We start from the raw sequence: 22,501 nt of genomic DNA, 5'->3' as shown, positions 1-22,501 counted from the left end.
GCCGTTGCAGTTCCAGGCGCGAGCATGAGGAGCACCGTTGAGCAGGTTGCGCTGGCTGACCGCGGGGGAGTCGCACGGCCCCGCACTCGTGGCGACGCTGGAGGGTCTTCCCGCCGGCGTCCCGATCACCACGGAGATGGTGGCGGACGCACTCGCCCGGCGGCGGCTCGGCTATGGCCGTGGCGCGCGGATGAAGTTCGAGAAGGACGAGGTCACCTTCCTCGGTGGAGTGCGCCACGGTCTGACCATGGGGTCCCCGGTCGCCGTGATGGTGGGCAACACCGAATGGCCCAAGTGGGAGCAGGTCATGTCGGCCGACCCGGTCGACCCCGACGAGCTCGCCACCCTGGCCCGTAACGCCCCGCTGACCCGCCCCCGGCCCGGCCACGCCGACCTCGCGGGCATGCAGAAGTACGGCTTCGACGAGGCCCGGCCGATCCTGGAGCGCGCCAGCGCCCGGGAGACCGCGGCCCGGGTGGCGCTCGGCGCCGTCGCGCGGTCGTACCTCAAGGAGACCGCGGGCATCGAGATCGTCAGCCACGTCGTCGAGCTGGCCGCGGCCAAGGCGCCGTACGGCGTCTACCCCACGCCCGCCGACGTCGAGAAGCTCGACGCCGACCCGGTGCGCTGCCTCGACGCCGCCGCGAGCAAGGAAATGGTCGCCGAGATCGACCAGGCCCACAAGGACGGCGACACCCTGGGCGGTGTCGTCGAGGTGCTCGCGTACGGAGTGCCGGTCGGCCTCGGCTCGCATGTGCACTGGGACCGCCGCCTCGACGCGCGCCTCGCCGCCGCCCTGATGGGCATTCAGGCGATCAAGGGTGTCGAGGTCGGCGACGGCTTCGGCCTGGCCCGGGTTCCCGGCTCGAAGGCGCACGACGAGATCCTGGTCACCGAGGACGGCATCAAGCGCGCCTCCGGCCGCTCCGGCGGTACCGAGGGCGGCCTGACCACCGGCGAGCTGCTCCGGGTCCGCGCCGCGATGAAGCCCATCGCCACCGTGCCCCGCGCGCTCGCCACCGTCGACGTCGTCACCGGTGAGCCGGCCAAGGCACACCACCAGCGCTCCGATGTCTGCGCGGTGCCGGCCGCCGGCATCGTCGCCGAGGCGATGGTCGCGCTGGTCCTGGCCGACGCGGTGGCGGAGAAGTTCGGCGGGGACAGCGTGCCCGAGACCCACCGCAACGTGCAGTCGTACCTCGACCACCTCCAGATCCGATGAGCGGCCCGCTGATTGTCCTCGTCGGCCCGATGGGCGTCGGCAAGTCCACGGTCGGTGAGCTGCTCGCCGACCGGCTCGGCACCACCTACCGGGACACCGACGCGGATGTCGTGGCCACGGCGGGCAAGCCGATCTCGGAGATCTTCTACGACGAGGGCGAGGAGCACTTCCGCGAGCTGGAGCGGCAGGCGGTACACACCGCCGTCGCCGAGCACACCGGCGTCCTCGCGCTCGGCGGCGGCGCCGTGCTCGACGGGACGACCCGCGCCCTGCTCGCCGGCCACGCCGTCGTCTATCTCTCGATGGACGTGGAGGAGGCCGTCAGGCGGGTCGGGCTGAACGCCGCGCGCCCGCTGCTCGCCGTCAACCCGCGCCGGCAGTGGCGCGAGCTGATGGACGCCCGCCGCCACTTCTACGACGAGGTGGCCCGGGCGACCGTGGCCACCGACGAGCGCACACCCGAAGGGGTCGCCCAGGCGGTCCTCGACGCACTGGAACTGCCGGAGCGCGCGGGCGACCCCGCGGCACCCGGCCGGGAGAACACACGCATGACGGACCAGGGACCCACACGCATCCAGATCGCCGGCAGTGCGGGCACCGACCCGTACGAGGTGCTGGTCGGCCGGCAGCTGCTCGGTGAGCTGCCCTCGCTGATCGGCGACCGCGCCCGGCGGGTCGCGGTCCTGCACCCGGAGGCGCTCGCCGAGACCGGTGAGGCGGTCCGTCAGGACCTCGCCGACCAGGGGTACGAGGCCATCGCCATCCAGCTGCCGAACGCCGAGGAGGCCAAGACCGTCGAGGTCGCGGCGTACTGCTGGAAGGCGCTCGGCCAGACCGGATTCACCCGCACCGACGTCATCGTCGGCGTCGGCGGCGGCGCCACCACCGACGTGGCCGGGTTCGTCGCGGCGACGTGGCTGCGCGGGGTGCGCTGGATCGCCGTACCGACGACCGTGCTCGCCATGGTCGACGCCGCCGTCGGCGGCAAGACGGGCATCAACACCGCCGAGGGCAAGAACCTCGTCGGCGCCTTCCACCCGCCGGCCGGGGTGCTCTGCGACCTCGCCGCCCTCGACTCGCTGCCGGTGCACGACTACGTCAGCGGCATGGCCGAGATCATCAAGGCCGGTTTCATCGCCGACCCCGCGATCCTCGACCTGATCGAGTCGGACCCGGAAGGCGCCCGCACGCCCGCCGGTCCGCACACCGCCGAGCTGATCGAGCGTTCCATCCGGGTCAAGGCCGAGGTCGTCTCCAGCGACCTCAAGGAGTCCGGACTGCGCGAGATCCTCAACTACGGGCACACCCTCGCCCACGCCATCGAGAAGAACGAGCGCTACAAGTGGCGCCACGGCGCGGCCGTCTCCGTCGGCATGGTCTTCGCCGCCGAACTGGGCCGGCTGGCCGGGCGCCTCGACGACGCCACCGCCGACCGGCACCGCGCCGTCCTGGAGTCCGTCGGACTGCCGCTCACCTACCGCGGCGACCAGTGGCCCAAGCTGCTGGAGAACATGAAGATCGACAAGAAGTCCCGCGGCGACCTGCTGCGCTTCATCGTCCTCGACGGCCTGGGCAAGCCCACCGTCCTGGAGGGACCCGACCCGGCGGTGCTGCTCGCCGCGTACGGGGAGGTGTCGGCGTGACCCGCCGGGTCTTCGTGCTCAACGGGCCGAACCTCGGCCGGCTCGGCTCCCGTGAGCCCGATGTGTACGGCGCGACGTCGTACGCCGGACTCGTCGAAACCTGCCGGACGCTCGGCAAAGAGCTCGGCTTCGACGTCGACGTCCGGGAGACCAACGACGAGGGCGAGTTGATCCGCTGGCTGCACGAGGCCGCAGACGGGTCAATTCCGGTCGTTCTCAACCCGGGAGCGTTCACCCATTACTCGTACGGAATGCGGGACGCGGCCGCTCAGCGCACCGCCCCGCTCATCGAGGTGCACATCTCGAACCCGTACGCACGGGAGGAATTCCGCCACACCTCGGTCGTTGCGCCGGTCGCCACGGGGACCGTGGCCGGCTTCGGTATCGGCTCCTACCGGCTCGCCCTGCGCGCCCTCGCCGACGAACTGACGGACTGAGACGGGGCCCCGCCGGCCGGATCACTGGCCGCCGGGGCACTCCGGACCGTCCCCGACCGTTCCCTCTGTGGCGGCCGGGAGGGGGCACCTCCCAGCGGTAGCTGGGGGAGGTACGGTTGCCGTTCCACCAGCGCCAGTTGCCTGTACGAGACGGAGTGGCACCGGATGCAGCACGCAGTGGGGGCCCCGCTGCCGCCGCCCCAAGGACCCGGAAACGGGCCTGCCGGCTGGACGCACCAGGCCCAGCACCTCGGCCACCCCGGTCCGCCGGGGCCCCCGCCCTCGCCCCCTCCCGCGCCCCAGGGCCCCGGCTGGACGGGGCCCGTCCCGCACCACGCCCCGGCGCCCGTGTCCCGGGAGACCACCGGGCACATTCAGCTGCCGCCCGGCGGCCCCGTGCCGCTGCCCGCACCACCCGCCGAGCCCGGCACGGGCACGGCGACCCTCGCTGTCCTCCTGATCGGTCCTGCGGGCGCGGGCAAGACGACCGTGGCCAAACTGTGGGCCGGCCGCCGCCGCGTTCCCACCGCCCACGTCAGCCTCGACGACGTCCGCGAATGGGTCCGCTCCGGCTTCGCCGACCCGCAGACCGGGTGGAACGACCACTCGGAGGCCCAGTACCGCCTGGCCCGCCGCACCTGTGGCTTCGCCGCCCGTAATTTCCTGGCCAACGGGATCTCCTGCATCCTCGACGACGCGGTCTTCCCCGACCGCCCCGTCGTGGGCCTGGGCGGCTGGAAGCGCCATGTGGGCCCGGGGCTTCTGCCCGTGGTGCTCCTGCCCGGCCTGGAGATCGTGCTGGAGCGCAACGCCGCCCGCAGTGGCAACCGCCGCCTGCCGGACGAGGAGGTTGCCCGGATCCACGGCCGGATGGCGGGCTGGTACGGCTCGGGGCTGCCGATCATCGACAACTCGACGTACGACGTGGAGACCACGGCCCGGGTCCTCGACGACATACTCGCCCGCTCGATAGCCAGCCCGCCGGCCTGGTGACGGCCGGCCCCGGTCCCGGTCCGGTGGCGGTGGGCGGCCGCCCACCGGTCGGATGCGCTGACCGGGCGGCCCGGCGCCCCCGCTCGTAGGCTCGTGGCATGTCAGAGGTGTACGCCGTTCGCCGCGGGCTGCTCCGCGACCGGTGCGCCGCCGTCGGATCCGCGGCCGCCCTGGTCTCCCGCCCCGCCAACGTCCGCTATCTCGCGGGCGGAGCGCCCCCGGGTGCCGTACTGCTGCTCGGCCCCGACGAGGACGTTCTGCTCTGCCCCCGCGCGCCGACCGGCGAACCCGACCACGGGCACACCGACGACCAGCTGCGGCTGGCCCTGTTGCCCACCTCCGGCGGCGACGACCCGGCGGTCGCCGCAGCAGACCTGGCCACCACCTCCGGCGCGGAATCGCTTGCCGTCGAGGAACACGATCTGACGGTCACCCGCCACCGGGCCATGGGCTCGGTGGCCCCGCGGCTCCGGCTGACCGATCTCGGCGCCACGGTCGAGCAGCTGCGCATCGTCAAGGACGAGGAGGAGATCGCCTGCCTGCGGATCGCCGCCGAGATCACCGACCAGGCGCTCGGCGAACTTCTCGAATCGATTCTGGTCGGCCGCACCGAACGGCACCTCGCCCTGGAACTGGAACGGCGGCTGGTGGACCACGGCGCCGACGGCCCCGCCTTCGCCACCTCGGTCGCCACCGGACCCAACTCGGGTCAGGGCCGCCACCGGCCCTCGGACCGGCGCGTGGAGGAGGGAGATTTCCTCTCCGTCTGTCTCGGCGCGAACTATCGAGGCTACCGGTGCGAGATCGGCCGTACGTTTGTCATCGGGACCGCGCCGGCCGCCTGGCAGATCGATCTGTACGACCTGGTTTTCGCCGCTCAGCGGGCCGGACGCGAGGCTCTCGTGCCGGGCGCGGCGTACCGCGATGTGGACCGCGCGGCCCGGTATCTCCTGGACTCCGCAGGCCACGGAGAGGGCCTCGCACCCTGGACCGGGCACGGTGTGGGACTCGAAATCGACGAGGACCCGCAGCTGGCACCGGCAGCCATGGGTAAACTGGACGCTTGTGTGCCGGTCACCGTCGAACCGGGGGTCCACCTCCCGGGCCGGGGCGGGGTCCGGATCGATGACACGCTCGTCGTGCGCCCCGAGGCGGACGGCGGACCCGAGCTACTCACCATTACGACCAAGGAGCTGCTCGCGCTCTAGCGCGCATCCTTGGCCGTCCACCAGCTTCAGTCCAGGAGATTCCGCAACCGTGGCTTCCACGAACGACCTCAAGAACGGCCTGGTGCTCAAGCTCGACGGGGGCCAGCTCTGGTCCGTCGTCGAGTTCCAGCACGTCAAGCCCGGCAAGGGCCCGGCTTTCGTGCGCACCAAGCTCAAGAACGTGCTCTCCGGCAAGGTCGTCGACAAGACGTTCAACGCCGGCGTGAAGGTCGAGACGGCCACCATTGACCGCCGCGACATGCAGTTCTCGTACATGGACGGCGAGTACTTCGTCTTCATGGACATGGACACGTACGACCAGCTCATGGTCGACCGCAAGGCTGTCGGCAACGCCGCCAACTTCCTCATCGAGGGCTTCACCGCCTCCGTGGCCCAGCACGAGGGCGAGGTGCTCTACGTCGAGCTGCCGGCCGCCGTCGAGCTGACCATCCAGCACACCGACCCGGGCGTCCAGGGCGACCGCTCCACCGGTGGCACCAAGCCCGCCACGCTGGAGACCGGTTACGAGATCGGCGTCCCGCTCTTCATCACCACCGGTGAGAAGATCAAGGTCGACACCCGCACGGGCGACTACCTCGGCCGGGTGAACAGCTAACCGTGGCTGCCCGGAACACGGCCCGCAAGCGCGCCTTCCAGATCCTCTTCGAGGCCGACCAGCGCGGTGAGTCCGTGCAGACGGTCCTCGCGGACTGGGTTCGGCACTCGCGGTCCGACACCCGTCAGCCGCCGGTCACCGAGTACACGATGGAGCTCGTCGAGGGGTACGCGCAGTACGCGGACCGGATCGACGACCTCATCATCACCTACGCCGTGGACTGGGAGATCGACCGCATGCCGGTCGTCGACCGGAACATCCTGCGGCTCGGTGCGTACGAGCTGATCTGGGTGGACGGGACGCCGGACGCGGTGGTCATCGACGAGGCGGTCCAGCTTGCCAAGGAGTTCTCCACGGATGACTCCCCGTCCTTTGTGAACGGGCTGCTCGCCCGGTTCAAGGACCTCAAGCCGAACCTTCGCCGCGAGGCGTAGGCTGCGGCGGCGTTCAGCCCTCGAAGGGCCCACGGTCGGGTGACCGTGGGCCCTTCGGCGTGCGGGGCCCCTGGGCGGGGCGTCGCGTGGTGCGGTGCCCCGGTCCGGGGCGGGGGTTCCGTCCTCAATCTCCCCCATAGCCTTAAGGGCATGGGGGACCCCCTCGACGGGCTTGAGGTGTCAGTCTGGCCCCTGGTGGCACCGTCGCCTGCCCTGTGGGTGGTGGTCCGGGGCCCCTCCGGGGTGTCTCCTCGAACGACGAACGTTCGGCGGGTACGCGGGGGAGCCCGGGTCTTTGTTCGTCGTCCTGCGGGGACTCCCCTGCACGGCCCCGGACCGGCCGTCGCGCGTCAGCGGCCCGGTGTGCCTTCTTGTCACGACCGCCGGGTCGCGGGCGTGAGTGATGCCTGGGTGGGGCCGTGCAGGGGAGTCCCCGCAGGGACTGGCGCACGTGCCGGGAACGCCCGCGTTGCTGGTTTCCGAGCCAGTTCTGAGGAGACGCCCCGGAGGGGCCCCGCCCACCCCACCACCGGGCAGGCGGCCCGCACCCACGGGGCACGGCGCCGAAAATCCAGCCCGTCGAGGGGGTCCCCCCATGCCCTTAAGGCTATGGGGGAGATTGAGGACGGAACCCCGCACCCCGGACCCGGGTGCGAGGACCGCACCGCCTGCCGGGGCGGCCCCGCACCCCGGACCGGGGCGCATCGCGCCGGACCGGCCCCAGCCCCGGACCGGGGCAGAAAAAACGCCGGGTTGCCGGGCCCGAAAAGGCGCCCGGCAACCCGGCGGTACGTTTCTGCTGGCCGGGGCTTCAGCCCCGGACGTCAGCCTTCCTCGTGGGCAACCGCGCGACGCGCGTCCGCGTCCAGCACGCCCCAGCTGATCAGCTGTTCCGTGAGCACGGACGGCGACTGGTCGTAGATCACAGCCAGCGTGCGCAGGTCGTCCTGGCGGATCGAGAGCACCTTGCCGTTGTAGTCACCGCGCTGGCTCTGGATCGTCGCGGCGTAGCGCTGCAGCGGTCCGGCCTTCTCCGGCGGGACGTGGGCGAGGCGCTCCAGGTCCAGGACGAGCTTCGGCGGCGGCTCTGCGGCCCCGCCCGGCGTCGTACCGGGCAGAAGCTCCTGCACCGGGACCCCGTAGAAGTCCGCCAGCTCGGCGAGGCGCTGTACGGTCACGGCGCGGTCGCCGCGCTCGTACGAGCCGACCACGACGGCCTTCCAGCGGCCCTGGGACTTCTCCTCCACGCCATGGAGGGAGAGGCCCTGCTGGGTGCGGATGGCACGGAGCTTGGCCCCGAGCTGTTTTGCGTATTCGCTGGACATAAGGCTCCCCGGACGAAGTCTGGTAACTCACTGTGAGGTTACGCAGCGTTACTTGGATGCGTCAAGCCGAATGGTCCGGACCGGCACCTCCCGGGGGTGCGACCAGGGCCTGGTTCAAGCCCTGGTAACGTTGATGACGCAATTTCGACGTCCTTTAAGGTCCGTCCAGTGAGGCGGAGAAGGAGGTCCGTTTCTTATGGACGCACAGCACGAAGCCACCGGCAATGCGGCACGCCCCGTTCTGGAGGCTCCCGACATCGCCCGAGTACTGACCCGCATCGCCCACGAAATCGTCGAACGCGCCAAGGGCGCCGAGGACGTGGTCCTGCTCGGCATCCCGACCCGAGGCGTCTTTCTCGCCCGTCGGCTCGCCGACAAGCTCCAGGAGATCACCGGCCGGAAGATGCCGGTCGGCTCCCTCGACATCACCATGTACCGCGACGACCTGCGGCTGCGCCCGGCGCGCGCCCTGGCCCGCACCGAGATCCCCGGCGAGGGCATCGAGGGCTGCCTGGTCGTCCTGGTGGACGATGTTCTCTTCTCCGGCCGCACGATCCGCGCCGCGCTCGACGCGCTCGGCGACATCGGCCGGCCCCGCGCGGTGCAACTTGCGGTCCTCGTCGACCGCGGCCACCGCGAGCTCCCGATCCGTGCCGACTACGTCGGCAAGAACCTCCCCACGTCGCTGCGGGAGACGGTCAAGGTCCAGCTCGCCGAGGAGGACGGCCGTGACGCCGTACTGCTCGGCGTCCAGCAGACCGCCCCGGCAGGCGAGCAGTAGCTGCACACATCCGTACGACGCACCGGTCGTACGACAGCTTCCGCACGCCCGCATGCCTGAACTCTCCAGGAGAACACCCAGATGAAGCGTCACCTCATCTCGGCCGCCGACCTCACCCGCGACGACGCCGTCCTGATCCTCGACACCGCCGAGGAGATGGCCCGGGTAGCGGACCGGCCGATCAAGAAACTCCCGACCCTGCGCGGCCGTACCGTCGTCAACCTCTTCTTCGAGGACTCGACGCGCACCCGCATCTCCTTCGAGGCCGCTGCCAAGCGCCTCTCCGCCGATGTCATCAACTTCTCCGCAAAGGGCTCGTCGGTCTCCAAGGGCGAGTCGCTCAAGGACACCGCGCTGACCCTGGAGGCGATGGGCGCCGACGCCGTCGTCATCCGGCACGGTGCCTCCGGCGCCCCGTACCGCCTCGCGACGTCCGGCTGGATCGACGGTGCCGTCGTCAACGCCGGTGACGGCACCCATGAGCACCCCACCCAGGCGTTGCTCGACGCGTTCACCATGCGTCGCCGGCTGGTCGGCGCCGACGCCGGCCTGGGCCGGGACCTGGACGGACGGCGGATCACCATCGTCGGCGACATCCTGCACAGCCGGGTCGCCCGCTCCAATGTCCACCTGCTGCACACGCTCGGCGCCCATGTCACCCTGGTGGCCCCGCCGACCCTCGTGCCGGTGGGTGTGGAGCAGTGGCCCTGCGAGGTCAGCTACAGCCTCGACGAGGTGCTGCCGAAGTCCGACGCGGTGATGATGCTGCGTGTGCAGCGTGAACGGATGAACGCCGCGTACTTCCCGACCGAGCGCGAGTACTCCCGCCGCTACGGCCTGGACGGCGAGCGCATGGCCAAGATGCCGGAGCACGCCATCGTCATGCACCCCGGCCCGATGGTCCGCGGCATGGAGATCACCGCCGAGGTCGCCGACTCCGACCGCTGCACGGCCGTCGAGCAGGTCGCCAACGGTGTCTCCATCCGGATGGCGGTGCTCTATCTGCTGCTGGGTGGGTCCGAGCCCGCCACCACCCTTGATCGAAGTGCTGCGCGCCCCGCTGATTCCGAGGAGAACAAGTAATCATGAGCAAGATCCTTATCCGCGGCGCGAAGGTCCTCGGCGGCGACCCCCAGGACGTCCTGATCGACGGCGAGACCATTGCCGCCACCGCCCGGCAGGGCGAAATCGACTGGAGTGGTGCCGGTATCGATGCCGGCGACGCGACCGTCGTCGAAGCCGAGGGGCAGATTCTGCTGCCCGGTCTGGTCGACCTGCACACCCATCTGCGTGAGCCCGGGCGCGAGGACTCCGAGACCGTTCTCACCGGCACCAAGGCGGCGGCGGTCGGTGGCTTCACCGCCGTGCACGCCATGGCCAACACCTTCCCGGTCGCCGACACCGCCGGTGTCGTCGAGCAGGTCTGGCGGCTCGGCAGGGAGTCCGGCTACTGCGACGTGCAGCCGATCGGCGCCGTCACCGTCGGGCTGGAGGGCAAGCAGCTCGCCGAGCTCGGCGCCATGAACGATTCGGCCGCCGGAGTGAAAGTCTTCTCCGACGACGGCAAGTGTGTCGACGACGCGGTGATCATGCGGCGCGCGCTGGAGTACGTGAAGGCGTTCGACGGTGTCGTCGCCCAGCACGCCCAGGAGCCCCGCCTGACCGAGGGCGCCCAGATGAACGAGGGCATCGTCTCGGCCGAGCTCGGTCTCGGCGGATGGCCGGCCGTCGCCGAGGAGTCGATCATCGCCCGCGATGTTCTCCTCGCCGCCCACGTCGGCTCCCGGGTGCACATCTGCCACCTGTCGACCGCCGGCTCGGTGGAGATCGTCCGCTGGGCCAAGTCCAAGGGCTGGAACGTGACCGCCGAGGTCACCCCGCACCACCTGCTCCTCACCGACGAGCTCGTACGGTCGTACAACCCGGTCTACAAGGTGAACCCGCCGCTGCGCACCGAGGCCGACGTGCTGGCCCTGCGCGAGGCGCTCGCCGACGGCACGATCGACTGCGTCGCCACCGACCATGCCCCGCACCCGCACGAGGACAAGGACTGCGAGTGGGCCGCGGCCGCCATGGGCATGGTGGGTCTGGAGACCGCGCTCTCCGTCGTCCAGCAGACGATGGTCGAGACGGGGCTCCTCGACTGGGCGGGCGTCGCCGACCGGATGTCGTTCCGCCCGGCCGCCATTGGCCGGCTCGACGGACACGGCCGCCCCGTCTCGGCCGGTGAGCCTGCCAACCTCACGCTGGTCGATCCGGCATACCGTGGAGTCGTGGACCCCGCGGGCTTCGCCTCCCGCAGCCGCAACACCCCGTACGAAGGGCGCGAGCTGCCGGGTCGCGTCACCCATACGTTCCTGCGGGGCCGCGCCACGGTCGTCGACGGGAAGCTCGCGTGAAATCACTGACCCCCCTGTACCAGCTGGCCGCCGAGCAGAAGTCGGCGGACGTGACCGATTGGTCCGCCCGCATCAGCTGGGTGATCGGACTGATCGTCTTCATCGCCTTCATCTACTGGCTGATGCGCCAGGGGTGGAAGTGGCGGGGGAGCCTGCAGTCCGATCTGCCGGAGCTGCCCGCCACGCCGGAGGGGTACGCCGACGGCGAGCCGCTGCAGACGATGACCGGCCGCTACCACGCCTCGACGACCGCGGGGCAGTGGCTCGACCGGATCGTCGCCCACGGCCTCGGTACCCGCAGCCGCGTGGAGCTCACGCTGACCGAGCAGGGACTCGACGTCGTACGCCCCGGAGCAGCCGACTTCTTCGTCCCGGCCGCGCAGCTGCGTGACGCCCGGCTCGACAAGGGCATCGCGGGCAAGGTCCTCCCCGAGGGCGGCCTGCTGATCATCACCTGGGCGCTCGGCGACAAGCTGATCGACTCCGGCTTCCGCTCCGACCGCTCGGCCGAACACCCGGCCTGGGTCGACGCCATTCACCACCTCACCAGCACTACGGAAGGCACCGCACGATGACCATCTCCACCCGGGGAGCCGCCAAAGCTCCCGCCGTACTCGTCCTGGAGGACGGCCGCGCCTTCCGCGGCCGCGCCTACGGGGCCGTGGGGGAGACCTTCGGCGAGGCCGTGTTCTCCACCGGCATGACCGGCTACCAGGAGACCCTGACCGACCCCTCGTACCACCGCCAGGTCGTCGTGATGACAGCCCCGCACGTCGGCAACACCGGGGTGAACGACGAGGACCCCGAGTCCCAGCAGATCTGGGTCGCCGGCTACGTGGTGCGCGACCCCGCACGGGTGCCGTCCAACTGGCGCTCGCAGCGTTCGCTCGACGAGGAGCTGGAGCGCCAGGGCGTCGTCGGCATCAGCGGCATCGACACCCGCGCCCTCACCCGCCACCTGCGCGAGCGCGGCGCCATGCGCGTCGGCATCTTCTCCGGCGACGTGGTCGCCGACGAGGCCACGCTGCTGGCCCGGGTGCTGGAAGCCCCCGAGATGGTGGGCGCCGACCTCTCCACCGAGGTCGCGACCAAGGAGACGTACGTCGTCCCCGCGATCGGCACCAAGAAGTTCACCGTCGCCGCGATCGACCTCGGCATCAAGGGCATGACCCCGCACCGGATGGCCGAGCGCGGTATCGAGGTGCACGTCCTGCCCGCCACCGCCACCCTCGACGAGGTGTACGCGGTCCGGCCCGACGGAGTCTTCTTCTCCAACGGCCCCGGTGACCCGGCCACCGCCGACCACCCGGTCTCCGTCATGCAGGGCGTCCTGGAGCGGAAGACGCCGCTCTTCGGCATCTGCTTCGGCAATCAGATCCTGGGCCGCGCGCTCGGCTTCGGCACGTACAAGCTCAAGTACGGCCACCGCGGCATCAACCAGCCGGTGCAGGACCGCACGACCGGCAAGGTCGAGGTCACCGCGCACAACCACGGCTTCGCCGTCGACACCCCGCTGGACAAGGTGTCGGACACGAAGTTCGGCCGCGCCGAGGTCTCCCACGTCTGCCTGAACGACCAGGTCGTCGAGGGGCTGCAACTCCTCGACCAGCCTGCCTTCAGCGTCCAGTACCACCCCGAAGCAGCCGCGGGCCCGCACGACGCCGCGTACCTCTTCGACCGCTTCGTATCTCTGATGGAGGGCCAGCGTGCCTAAGCGCTCCGATATCCAGTCCGTCCTGGTCATCGGCTCCGGCCCGATCGTCATCGGTCAGGCCGCCGAGTTCGACTACTCCGGCACCCAGGCCTGCCGCGTCCTCAAGGCCGAGGGCCTGCGCGTCATCCTGGTGAACTCCAATCCGGCGACGATCATGACCGACCCGGAGATCGCCGACGCCACGTACGTCGAGCCGATCACCCCCGAGTTCGTCGAGAAGATCATCGCCAAGGAGCGCCCCGACGCGCTGCTCCCGACGCTGGGCGGCCAGACCGCGCTCAACACCGCGATCTCCATGCACGAGAACGGTGTTCTGGAGAAGTACGGCGTCGAGCTCATCGGCGCCAATGTCGAAGCCATCAACAAGGGCGAGGACCGCGACCTCTTCAAGGGCGTCGTCGAGGCCGTCAACGCGAAGATCGGCCACGGCGAGTCCGCCCACTCGGTCATCTGCCACACGATGGACGACGTGATCCAGGGCGTCGACACGCTCGGCGGCTACCCCGTCGTCGTCCGCCCCTCCTTCACGATGGGCGGCGCCGGTTCCGGCTTCGCGCACGACGAGGAGGAGCTGCGCCGGATCGCCGGTCAGGGCCTCACGCTCTCCCCGACCACCGAGGTGCTCCTGGAGGAGTCCATCCTCGGCTGGAAGGAGTACGAGCTGGAGCTGATGCGCGACAAGCACGACAACGTCGTGGTTGTCTGCTCCATCGAGAACTTCGACCCGATGGGCGTTCACACGGGTGACTCGATCACCGTCGCCCCGGCGATGACGCTCACCGACCGCGAGTACCAGCGGCTGCGCGACATCGGCATCGCGATCATCCGCGAGGTCGGCGTCGACACCGGCGGCTGCAACATCCAGTTCGCCATCGACCCGACCGACGGCCGGGTCATCGTGATCGAGATGAACCCGCGCGTCTCCCGCTCCTCGGCGCTGGCGTCGAAGGCCACCGGCTTCCCGATCGCCAAGATCGCCGCCAAGCTGGCCGTCGGCTACACGCTCGACGAGATCCCGAACGACATCACCGAGAAGACCCCGGCCTCCTTCGAGCCGACGCTCGACTATGTCGTCGTCAAGGCCCCGCGGTTCGCCTTCGAGAAGTTCCCGTCCGCCGACTCGACCCTCACCACCACCATGAAGTCGGTGGGCGAGGCCATGGCGATCGGCCGCAACTTCACCGAGGCGCTCCAGAAGGCGCTGCGCTCCCTGGAGAAGAAGGGCTCACAGTTCGCCTTCACCGGTGAGCCCGGCGACAAGGCCGAGCTGCTGGCCGAAGCGGTCCGCCCGACCGACGGCCGGATCAACACGGTCATGCAGGCGATCCGGGCCGGCGCCACCCAGGAAGAAGTCTTCGACGCCACGAAGATCGACCCCTGGTTCGTCGACCAGCTCTTCCTGATCAAGGAGATCGCCGACGGGTTGGCCGCCGCCGACAAGCTCGGTCCCGAGCTGCTCGCCGAGGCCAAGCGGCACGGATTCTCCGATGTCCAGATCGCCGAGATCCGCGGTCTGCGCGAGGACGTCGTCCGTGAGGTGCGGCACGCCCTCGGTATCCGCCCGGTGTACAAGACGGTCGACACCTGCGCCGCCGAATTCGCCGCGAACACGCCGTACTTCTACTCCTCGTACGACGAGGAGAGCGAGGTCGCGACCCGCACCAAGCCCGCGGTGATCATCCTCGGCTCCGGCCCCAACCGCATCGGTCAGGGCATCGAGTTCGACTACTCCTGCGTCCACGCCTCCTTCGCGCTGAGCGACGCGGGCTACGAGACCGTGATGGTCAACTGCAACCCGGAGACCGTCTCCACCGACTACGACACCTCCGACCGCCTGTACTTCGAGCCGCTGACGCTCGAGGACGTGCTGGAGATCGTGCACGCCGAGTCCCTCGCGGGCCCGATCGCCGGTGTCATCGTCCAGCTCGGCGGCCAGACCCCGCTGGGTCTGTCGCAGGCGCTCAAGGACAACGGGGTGCCGGTCGTCGGCACCTCCCCGGAGGCGATCCACGCAGCCGAGGACCGCGGCGCGTTCGGCCGTGTCCTGGCCGAGGCCGGACTCCCGGCCCCGAAGCACGGCACCGCCACCACGTTCGCCGAGGCCAAGTCCATCGCCGACGAGATCGGTTACCCCGTCCTCGTGCGCCCGTCGTACGTGCTCGGCGGCCGCGGCATGGAGATCGTGTACGACGAGACGCGGCTCTCCTCGTACATCGCCGAGTCGACCGAGATCAGCCCCACCCGTCCGGTCCTGGTCGACCGCTTCCTCGACGACGCCATCGAGATCGACGTCGACGCGCTCTACGACGGCACCGAGCTCTACCTCGGCGGTGTCATGGAGCACATCGAGGAGGCCGGCATCCACTCCGGCGACTCCGCCTGTGCGCTGCCCCCGATCACCCTCGGCGGCTACGACATCAAGCGGCTGCGCGCCTCCACCGAGGGCATCGCCAAGGGCGTCGGCGTCCGTGGGCTGATCAACATCCAGTTCGCGCTCTCCGGCGACATCCTGTACGTCCTGGAGGCCAACCCGCGCGCCTCCCGCACCGTCCCCTTCACCTCGAAGGCGACCGCGGTGCCGCTCGCCAAGGCCGCCGCCCGCATCTCGCTGGGCGCGACCGTCGCCGAGCTCCGCGAGGAGGGCCTGCTGCCGAGGAACGGCGACGGCGGCACCCTGCCGCTCGACGCGCCGATCTCCGTCAAGGAGGCCGTCATGCCGTGGTCGCGGTTCCGCGACATCCACGGCCGCGGCGTCGACACGGTCCTGGGCCCGGAGATGCGCTCCACCGGTGAGGTCATGGGCATCGACTCGGTCTTCGGCACGGCGTACGCCAAGTCGCAGGCCGGCGCGTACGGCCCGCTGCCCACCAAGGGCCGTGCCTTCATCTCCGTCGCCAACCGCGACAAGCGCTCGATGATCTTCCCGGCCCGCGAGCTGGTCGCCCACGGCTTCGAGCTGATGGCCACCTCCGGCACCGCCGAGGTCCTCAAGCGCAACGGCATCAACGCCACCGTCGTGCGCAAGCAGTCCGAGGGCGAGGGCCCGAACGGCGAGAAGACCATCGTCCAGCTCATCCACGACGGCGAGGTCGACCTGATCGTCAACACGCCGTACGGGACGGGCGGCCGCCTCGACGGCTACGAGATCCGTACCGCGGCCGTGGCCCGCGCGGTGCCGTGCCTGACCACGGTCCAGGCGCTCGCCGCCGCTGTCCAGGGCATCGACGCGCTCACCCACGGAGACGTCGGCGTACGTTCCCTCCAGGAACACGCGGAACATCTGACCGCGGCCCGCGACTAGGCAGCCCAGCAGGGGGACACCGGAAACGGTGTCCCCCTCTCTGTGAGGACACACCCATGTACACGTTCTTCTTCCGGCTGGTCTTCAAGCGGATGGACCCGGAGCAGGCCCACTACCTGGCCTTCCGGTGGATCCGCCTCGCGGCCCGCATCCCCGTCCTTCGCACCTTCGTCGCCGCGGCGCTCGCCCCCCGCTACAAGGAGCTGCGAACCGAGGCCCTCGGTCTGCGCATGCACGGCCCGTTCGGCCTCGCCGCGGGCTTCGACAAGAACGCCGTCGCGATCGACGGCATGTCGATGCTCGGCTTCGACCACATCGAGATCGGTACGGTAACCGGCGAGCCGCAGCCCGGCAACCCCAAGAAGCGCCTCTTCCGCCTCGTGGCGGACCGCGGGCTGATCAACCGCATGGGGTTCAACAACGAGGGCTCCGCGGCCGTGGCCGAGCGCCTGGCCGCCCGTAACCCCGTCTTCCGGACGACGGTCGGGGTCAACATCGGCAAGACCAAGGTTGTGCCGGAGGCCGAGGCCGTCGGCGACTACGTGAAGTCCACCGAGCGGCTCGCCCGCCACGCCGACTACCTCGTTGTCAACGTCTCCTCGCCCAACACGCCCGGTCTGCGCAACCTCCAGGCCACCGAGGCGCTGCGCCCGCTGCTCACCGCCGTGCGCGAGGCGGCCGACCGGACCGTCACCGAGCGCCGGGTCCCGCTCCTCGTCAAGATCGCCCCCGACCTCGCCGACGAGGACGTCGACGCGGTCGCCGACCTCGCGGTCGAGCTCGGCCTTGACGGCATCATCGCCACCAACACCACCATCGCCCGCGACGGCCTCGGGCTGAAGTCCTCACCGTCGCTCGTCAAGGAGACCGGCGGACTCTCCGGCGCGCCCCTCAAGGCGCGCTCCCTGGAGGTCCTGCGGCGCCTCTACACGCGGGTCGGCGACGAGATCACCCTGGTGGGCGTCGGCGGCATCGAGACCGCCGAGGACGCCTGGCAGCGCATCCTCGCCGGCGCCACCCTCGTCCAGGGCTACAGCGCCTTCATCTACGAGGGCCCGTTCTACGCCCGCGCGATCCACAAGGGCCTGGCCGCACGCCTCGCCGCCTCCCCGTACGCCACCCTCGCCGAGGCCGTCGGCGCCGAGACCCGGAAGGCCACGAAGTGACTCTTGAACCCTTCGGCGCACGACTGCGCCGCGCCATGGACATCCGCGGGCCGCTCTGCGTCGGCATCGACCCGCACGCCTCGCTGCTCACCTCCTGGGGTCTGAACGACGACATCGCGGGCCTGGAGCGCTTCACCCGCACCGTCGTCGAGGCGCTGGCCGACCGGGTGGCCGTCCTCAAGCCGCAGTCCGCGTTCTTCGAGCGGTTCGGCTCGCGCGGCATCGCCGTCCTGGAGAAGGGCGTCGAGGAGGCGCGGGCGGCCGGCGCGCTCGTCCTGATGGACGCCAAGCGCGGTGACATCGGCTCCACCATGGGCGCCTACGCGGCGACCTACCTGGACAAGGAATCGCCGTTGTTCTCCGACGCGCTCACCGTCTCGCCGTACCTCGGCTTCGGCTCGCTGCGCCCGGCGCTCGACGCGGCCGTCCTCTCCGGTGCGGGCGTCTTCGTCCTCGGACTCACCTCCAATCCCGAGGGCGCCGAGGTGCAGCGCGCCACCGCCGCGGACGGCCGGTCGCTGGCCCAGGTGATGCTCGACCACGTGGCCGCCGAGAACGAGGGCGCCGAGCCGCTCGGCTCGGTCGGCGTTGTGATCGGCGCCACGCTCGGCGACGCGGGGGTGGATCTGGCGGTCAACGGACCGCTGCTGGCCCCCGGGATCGGCGCCCAGGGTGCCACCCCCGCCGATCTGCCGGGTGTCTTCGGTGCCGCGGTGGGCAACGTGCTGCCGAGCGTGAGCCGGGGCGTGCTGCGCCACGGACCGGACGCGTCGGGGCTGCGCGAAGCCGCCGAACGGCTCACGGATGAGGTCCGTGCAGCCGTTCAGGAAAGCTGACCATGCCATGTAACAGCGTGTTGACGGAATCATGACCTGAAAACTCGGCTGTTATGTCTGAAATGTCCTGGTCGGCTAAGGCTGACCAGGACTTTTCGTCCGTTCTCGCTGACTCCGGCGGCCTTGGCCGCTAGTCTCCGTCGAGAGCCAACGTGCACAGGTTGTTCGTTGCTCATCAGGTGTGGGGCGACTAGGTTCCTCACTGGTCCGTATCCGATAGATCGACATCCGAGGTGACGTAGGCGTGGCTCTTCCGCCCCTTACCCCTGAACAGCGCGCAGCCGCGCTCGAAAAGGCCGCCGCGGCTCGCCGGGAGCGGGCCGAGGTCAAGAATCGACTCAAGCACTCCGGCGCCTCGCTCCACGAGGTCATCAAGCAGGGCCAGGAGAACGACGTCATCGGCAAGATGAAGGTCTCCGCCCTTCTGGAGTCCCTGCCCGGCGTGGGCAAGGTCCGCGCCAAGCAGATCATGGAGCGGCTCGGGATCTCCGAGAGCCGTCGTGTGCGGGGTCTCGGCTCCAATCAGATCGCTTCCTTGGAGCGAGAGTTCGGCGGCTCAGCCGCCTGACGTTCTCAGGCACCCCTGAGAACGGGGATAATCGCTTCATGGCTGCAACATCCCGGGGGACGTCCCCCGTACCCCCGGACGTACGTCCGCGGCTGACCGTGCTCTCCGGCCCCTCCGGTGTCGGCAAGAGCACGGTCGTCGCTCACATGCGCAAGGTGCACCCCGAGGTCTGGCTCTCGGTGTCGGCGACGACCCGCAAGCCGCGCCCCGGAGAGCGCAACGGTGTCCACTACTTCTTCGTGGACAACGACGAGTTCGACAAGCTGATCGCCAACGGCGAACTGCTGGAGTGGGCCGAATTCGCCGGCAACCGGTACGGCACACCGCGCCGCGCCGTGGTCGAACGCCTCGACGCGGGCGAGCCGGTCCTCCTGGAGATCGATCTCCAGGGTGCCCGGCTGGTCCGTCAGTCGATGTCCGACGCGCAGCTGGTCTTCCTCGCCCCGCCGAGCTGGGACGAGCTGGTGCGCCGGCTCACCGGCCGCGGGACCGAGGCACCCGAGGTGATCGAGCGTCGGCTTGCCGCCGCGAAGGTCGAGCTCGCCGCCGAATCCGAGTTCGATACGACGTTGGTCAACACCTCCGTCGAGGACGTATCACGTGAGCTGCTAGCCTTGATGCTTCAGGCTTCCGCCCGCCGTGACAGCAGCGCCTGAATCAGCCGAACCGGAGCACCACCCCGGCGGAATCCGCAGTATCAAAGATTTCTTTGATCTTTACCCCCTTCGGAAGGCAGAGAGTGTCCTCTTCCATCACCACGCCCGAGGGCATCATCAACCCGCCGATTGATGAGCTCCTTGAGGCCACCGACTCGAAGTACAGCCTTGTGATCTACGCCGCCAAGCGCGCGCGTCAGATCAACGCGTACTACTCGCAGCTCGGCGAGGGCCTCCTCGAGTACGTCGGTCCGCTCGTCGACACCCACGTGCACGAGAAGCCGCTCTCGATCTCGCTCCGCGAGATCAACGCGGGCCTGCTGACCTCCGAGGCCATCGAGGGCCCCGCTCAGTAAGCAGGAACAAAGCACCTTCACCACAGGCCCGGCGGCCACCATCGCCGGGCCTGTGGTGTGTCCGGGGGCGTGGGGGCGCCTTCGGTGCCGTGAGGCAGCATGGGGGTTGTACGTGTCCGAGTACGTACCCGAGCGCGGGGAGACGCAGTGGAGAAGCCGAAGGTCGTTCTGGGGGTCAGCGGGGGCATCGCCGCCTACAAGGCGTGCGAGCTGCTGCGACGGCTGACCGAGTCCGGTCATGACGTACGGGTCGTCCCGACCGGATCCGCGCTCCAGTTCGTGGGCGCCGCCACCTGGTCGGCGCTCTCCGGCCACCCGGTGTCGACCGAGGTGTGGAACGACGTCCACGAGGTGCCGCACGTCCGCATCGGGCAGGGCGCCGACCTCGTCGTGGTCGCCCCCGCCACCGCCGACATGCTCGCCAAGGCCGCCCACGGTCTCGCCGACGACCTGCTCACCAACACGCTCCTCACCGCTCGCTGTCCGGTGGTCTTCGCGCCCGCCATGCACACCGAGATGTGGGAGCACCCCGCCACCCAGGAGAACGTCGCCACGCTGCGGCGGCGTGGCACCGTCGTCATCGAGCCCGCCGTCGGCCGGCTCACCGGCGTCGACACCGGCAAGGGCCGGCTGCCCGATCCCGGTGAGATCTTCGAGGTCTGCCGCCGGGTGCTGGCCCGCGGGCCCGTCGCGCCGGACCTGGTGGGCCGCCATGTGGTGATCAGCGCGGGCGGTACGCGGGAGCCGCTCGACCCGGTCCGCTACCTCGGCAACCGCTCCTCCGGGAAGCAGGGGTACGCGCTGGCCCGTACCGCGGTCGCCCGTGGGGCCAGGGTCACGCTCATCGAGGCCAACACCGGACTGCCCGATCCGGCGGGCGCCGACGTCGTACGGGTCGGCACCGCGGTGCAGCTGCGAGAAGCGGTGCTGAAGGCCGCGTCCGACGCCGATGTCGTGGTGATGGCGGCCGCGGTCGCCGATTTCCGCCCGGCCGAGTACGCCGAGGGGAAGATCAAGAAGAAGGACGGCCAGGAGCCCGCGCCGATCGTGCTCGTCCGTAATCCGGACATCCTCGCCGAGGTCTCCGCCGAGCGGGCAACGCCGGACCAGGTCGTCGTCGGGTTCGCCGCCGAGACCGACAACGTGCTCGCCAACGGCCGCGAGAAGCTCCTGCGCAAGGGCTGTGACCTGCTCGTCGTCAATGAGGTGGGGGAGCGCAAGACCTTCGGCTCCGAGGAGAACGAGGCGGTGGTCCTGGCGGCCGACGGCGGCGAGACCCCGGTGCCGTACGGTCCCAAGGAGGGGCTTGCCGACACGGTCTGGGATCTCGTGTCGGCACGCTTCTCATCCCAGGCGTGACTAAGCTCTCAGACTGGTGAAAAACCATCCATATCCGGGCTTGAGTGGCTTTTCCGGAGGGTGATTCTCGTACCGCGGACATCAGTGCCGCAGGTCACAGAACTCCCAAAGGGCGAGACATGTGGTCCGGCAGGCGGCAGCGACCGATAAACTGGTCCCGGACCGTGCCGGGCGCAGCTCCCGGCCGTCCGCCAATGATCAGCCAGCAGCCGCTGCAACCCCAGGGAGCGATGTGTCCCGCCGTCTCTTCACCTCGGAATCCGTTACCGAGGGTCACCCCGACAAGATCGCTGACCAGATCAGCGACACCATTCTCGACGCCCTTCTGCGCGAGGACCCGACTTCGCGCGTCGCTGTCGAGACCTTGATCACCACCGGTCTGGTGCACGTCGCGGGTGAGGTCACGACCAAGGCCTACGCCGACATCCCGACTCTGGTGCGCAACAAGATCCTGGAGATCGGCTACGACTCCTCGAAGAAGGGCTTCGACGGCGCCTCCTGCGGCGTCTCGGTGTCCATCGGCGCACAGTCGCCCGACATCGCCCAGGGCGTCGACACCGCCTACGAGAAGCGGGTCGAGGGTGCCTCCCGGAGGGACGAGGAGGACGAGCTCGACAAGCAGGGCGCGGGCGACCAGGGCCTGATGTTCGGCTACGCCTGTGACGAGACGCCCGAGCTCATGCCGCTCCCGGTCTACATCGCGCACCGGCTCTCCCGGCGGCTGTCCGAGGTCCGTAAGAACGGGACCATCCCGTACCTGCGCCCCGACGGCAAGACTCAGGTCACCATCGAGTACGACGGCGACAAGGCTGTCCGCCTCGACACCGTCGTCGTCTCCTCGCAGCACGCCAGCGACATCGACCTGGACTCGCTGCTCGCCCCCGACATCCGCGAGTTCGTCGTCGAGCACGTCCTCGCGCAGCTGATCGAGGACGGCATCAAGCTGGACACCGACGGCTACCGGCTGCTGGTCAACCCGACCGGCCGCTTCGAGATCGGCGGCCCGATGGGCGATGCCGGTCTGACCGGCCGCAAGATCATCATCGACACGTACGGCGGCATGGCCCGCCACGGCGGCGGCGCCTTCTCGGGCAAGGACCCGTCGAAGGTTGACCGCTCGGCGGCGTACGCGATGCGCTGGGTCGCCAAGAACGTCGTCGCGGCGGGCCTCGCGGCCCGTTGCGAGGTGCAGGTCGCGTACGCGATCGGCAAGGCCGAGCCGGTGGGCCTGTTCGTCGAGACGTTCGGCACCGCCGCGGTCGAGCCCGAGAAGATCGAGCACGCCATCGGCGAGGTCTTCGACCTCCGTCCGGCCGCGATCATCCGCGACCTCGACCTGCTGCGTCCGATCTACGCCCAGACCGCGGCGTACGGCCACTTCGGCCGTGAGCTCCCCGACTTCACCTGGGAGCGCACGGACCGCGTGGAAGCACTGCGCAAGGCGGCCGGGCTGTAGGCCTGCCGCGCTCGCTCTGTACGCCGGGGCC

21 protein-coding genes are annotated in these 22,501 nt (G+C 70.1%); 20 read left to right on the top strand and 1 reads right to left on the bottom strand.

The window, feature by feature from the left end:
• Positions 1 to 37 precede the first annotated feature (37 nt).
• The 7 genes from aroC (at position 38) to nusB (ending at position 6,553) form a co-directional block, all read left to right on the top strand.
• The gene (gene aroC / locus ACWD6R_RS15850; RefSeq protein WP_393304791.1) at positions 38 to 1,222 is read left to right on the top strand and encodes a chorismate synthase; all 1,185 of its coding nucleotides are present in this window, start codon (positions 38 to 40) and stop codon (positions 1,220 to 1,222) included.
• Positions 1,219 to 2,865 carry a 3-dehydroquinate synthase gene (gene aroB, locus ACWD6R_RS15845; protein ID WP_451819202.1) on the top strand — a complete coding sequence of 549 codons (1,647 nt, stop codon included), beginning with the start codon at positions 1,219 to 1,221 and terminating at the stop codon, positions 2,863 to 2,865. Before aroC ends, aroB begins: the two co-directional genes overlap by 4 nt.
• Complete coding sequence (gene aroQ, locus ACWD6R_RS15840) at positions 2,862 to 3,302, top strand: type II 3-dehydroquinate dehydratase (RefSeq protein WP_266987952.1); 441 nt, start codon at positions 2,862 to 2,864, stop codon at positions 3,300 to 3,302. The genes aroB and aroQ overlap by 4 nt, the downstream gene beginning before the upstream one ends.
• Positions 3,303 to 3,467: 165 nt before the next feature.
• Entirely contained in the window at positions 3,468 to 4,295 is an 828-nt protein-coding gene (locus ACWD6R_RS15835) for a Pro-rich N-terminal domain-containing protein (RefSeq protein WP_451819201.1), read from the top strand.
• A 98-nt stretch (positions 4,296 to 4,393) separates the two neighbouring features.
• Complete coding sequence (locus ACWD6R_RS15830) at positions 4,394 to 5,503, top strand: aminopeptidase P family protein (protein WP_451819200.1); 1,110 nt, start codon at positions 4,394 to 4,396, stop codon at positions 5,501 to 5,503.
• Positions 5,504 to 5,552: 49 nt separating this feature from the next.
• Complete coding sequence (gene efp, locus ACWD6R_RS15825) at positions 5,553 to 6,119, top strand: elongation factor P (RefSeq protein ID WP_114243496.1); 567 nt, start codon at positions 5,553 to 5,555, stop codon at positions 6,117 to 6,119.
• Positions 6,120 to 6,121: 2 nt separating this feature from the next.
• Positions 6,122 to 6,553 (top strand): transcription antitermination factor NusB, encoded by a 432-nt coding sequence (gene nusB / locus ACWD6R_RS15820; RefSeq protein ID WP_359112241.1) that lies wholly within the window; start codon positions 6,122 to 6,124, stop codon positions 6,551 to 6,553.
• Between the two features lie 824 nt (positions 6,554 to 7,377).
• On the opposite strand, the gene bldD is transcribed toward nusB, so the two are convergent.
• Positions 7,378 to 7,878: a transcriptional regulator BldD gene (bldD, locus tag ACWD6R_RS15815; protein ID WP_014044812.1), complete on the bottom strand. Its 501-nt coding sequence runs from the start codon at positions 7,876 to 7,878 to the stop codon at positions 7,378 to 7,380.
• 196 nt (positions 7,879 to 8,074) lie between these two features.
• On the opposite strand from bldD, the gene pyrR reads away from it, so the two are divergent.
• The 13 genes from pyrR to metK all read left to right on the top strand — a co-directional run bounded on the left by pyrR (position 8,075) and on the right by metK (position 22,470).
• Positions 8,075 to 8,659, top strand: coding sequence for a bifunctional pyr operon transcriptional regulator/uracil phosphoribosyltransferase PyrR (gene pyrR / locus ACWD6R_RS15810; protein ID WP_451819199.1), 585 nt, complete (start codon positions 8,075 to 8,077; stop codon positions 8,657 to 8,659).
• An 81-nt stretch (positions 8,660 to 8,740) separates the two neighbouring features.
• A complete protein-coding gene (locus ACWD6R_RS15805) occupies positions 8,741 to 9,742 on the top strand; it encodes an aspartate carbamoyltransferase catalytic subunit (RefSeq protein WP_451819198.1) in 1,002 nt (333 codons plus the stop codon).
• Positions 9,743 to 9,744: 2 nt separating this feature from the next.
• Positions 9,745 to 11,058, top strand: a complete 1,314-nt coding sequence (locus ACWD6R_RS15800) for a dihydroorotase (RefSeq protein WP_451819197.1) — start codon at positions 9,745 to 9,747, stop codon at positions 11,056 to 11,058.
• A complete protein-coding gene (locus tag ACWD6R_RS15795) occupies positions 11,055 to 11,633 on the top strand; it encodes a PH-like domain-containing protein (RefSeq protein ID WP_451819196.1) in 579 nt (192 codons plus the stop codon). The genes ACWD6R_RS15800 and ACWD6R_RS15795 overlap by 4 nt, the downstream gene beginning before the upstream one ends.
• Entirely contained in the window at positions 11,630 to 12,772 is a 1,143-nt protein-coding gene (gene carA / locus ACWD6R_RS15790; protein WP_451819195.1) for a glutamine-hydrolyzing carbamoyl-phosphate synthase small subunit, read from the top strand. Before ACWD6R_RS15795 ends, carA begins: the two co-directional genes overlap by 4 nt.
• A complete protein-coding gene (gene carB / locus ACWD6R_RS15785) occupies positions 12,765 to 16,073 on the top strand; it encodes a carbamoyl-phosphate synthase large subunit (protein ID WP_451819194.1) in 3,309 nt (1,102 codons plus the stop codon). Before carA ends, carB begins: the two co-directional genes overlap by 8 nt.
• A 56-nt stretch (positions 16,074 to 16,129) precedes the next feature.
• On the top strand, positions 16,130 to 17,239 hold the full coding sequence (locus ACWD6R_RS15780) for a quinone-dependent dihydroorotate dehydrogenase (RefSeq protein ID WP_451819193.1): 1,110 nt from the start codon (positions 16,130 to 16,132) through the stop codon (positions 17,237 to 17,239).
• Positions 17,236 to 18,075, top strand: coding sequence for an orotidine-5'-phosphate decarboxylase (gene pyrF, locus ACWD6R_RS15775; protein ID WP_451819192.1), 840 nt, complete (start codon positions 17,236 to 17,238; stop codon positions 18,073 to 18,075). Before ACWD6R_RS15780 ends, pyrF begins: the two co-directional genes overlap by 4 nt.
• Before the next feature lie 244 nt (positions 18,076 to 18,319).
• On the top strand, positions 18,320 to 18,643 hold the full coding sequence (locus ACWD6R_RS15770; RefSeq protein WP_014157387.1) for an integration host factor: 324 nt from the start codon (positions 18,320 to 18,322) through the stop codon (positions 18,641 to 18,643).
• 38 nt (positions 18,644 to 18,681) lie between these two features.
• Positions 18,682 to 19,299, top strand: coding sequence for a guanylate kinase (gmk, locus tag ACWD6R_RS15765; RefSeq protein WP_451819191.1), 618 nt, complete (start codon positions 18,682 to 18,684; stop codon positions 19,297 to 19,299).
• Positions 19,300 to 19,382: 83 nt separating this feature from the next.
• Positions 19,383 to 19,655: a DNA-directed RNA polymerase subunit omega gene (gene rpoZ / locus ACWD6R_RS15760; RefSeq protein WP_037695306.1), complete on the top strand. Its 273-nt coding sequence runs from the start codon at positions 19,383 to 19,385 to the stop codon at positions 19,653 to 19,655.
• Positions 19,656 to 19,802: 147 nt separating this feature from the next.
• Positions 19,803 to 21,014, top strand: a complete 1,212-nt coding sequence (gene coaBC, locus ACWD6R_RS15755; protein ID WP_451819190.1) for a bifunctional phosphopantothenoylcysteine decarboxylase/phosphopantothenate--cysteine ligase CoaBC — start codon at positions 19,803 to 19,805, stop codon at positions 21,012 to 21,014.
• Positions 21,015 to 21,246: 232 nt separating this feature from the next.
• Positions 21,247 to 22,470, top strand: coding sequence for a methionine adenosyltransferase (metK, locus tag ACWD6R_RS15750; protein WP_451819189.1), 1,224 nt, complete (start codon positions 21,247 to 21,249; stop codon positions 22,468 to 22,470).
• Positions 22,471 to 22,501 lie beyond the last annotated feature (31 nt).

It is taken from the genome of Streptomyces sp. NPDC005151 (assembly GCF_053599875.1).
This window is presented reverse-complemented; position numbering and strand designations above follow the sequence as displayed.

What these genes read in the sequence shown, in the direction of transcription:
- gmk (WP_451819191.1), top strand. Translation starts at nt 18,682, where the DNA reads ATGGCTGCAACATCCCGGGGGACGTCCCCCGTACCCCCGGACGTACGT.
- ACWD6R_RS15800 (WP_451819197.1), top strand. Translation starts at nt 9,745, where the DNA reads ATGAGCAAGATCCTTATCCGCGGCGCGAAGGTCCTCGGCGGCGACCCC.
- ACWD6R_RS15835 (WP_451819201.1), top strand. Translation starts at nt 3,468, where the DNA reads ATGCAGCACGCAGTGGGGGCCCCGCTGCCGCCGCCCCAAGGACCCGGA.
- carA (WP_451819195.1), top strand. Translation starts at nt 11,630, where the DNA reads ATGACCATCTCCACCCGGGGAGCCGCCAAAGCTCCCGCCGTACTCGTC.
- aroB (WP_451819202.1), top strand. Translation starts at nt 1,219, where the DNA reads ATGAGCGGCCCGCTGATTGTCCTCGTCGGCCCGATGGGCGTCGGCAAG.
- bldD (WP_014044812.1), bottom strand. Translation starts at nt 7,878, where the DNA reads ATGTCCAGCGAATACGCAAAACAGCTCGGGGCCAAGCTCCGTGCCATC.
- ACWD6R_RS15780 (WP_451819193.1), top strand. Translation starts at nt 16,130, where the DNA reads ATGTACACGTTCTTCTTCCGGCTGGTCTTCAAGCGGATGGACCCGGAG.
- ACWD6R_RS15805 (WP_451819198.1), top strand. Translation starts at nt 8,741, where the DNA reads ATGAAGCGTCACCTCATCTCGGCCGCCGACCTCACCCGCGACGACGCC.
- ACWD6R_RS15830 (WP_451819200.1), top strand. Translation starts at nt 4,394, where the DNA reads ATGTCAGAGGTGTACGCCGTTCGCCGCGGGCTGCTCCGCGACCGGTGC.
- pyrR (WP_451819199.1), top strand. Translation starts at nt 8,075, where the DNA reads ATGGACGCACAGCACGAAGCCACCGGCAATGCGGCACGCCCCGTTCTG.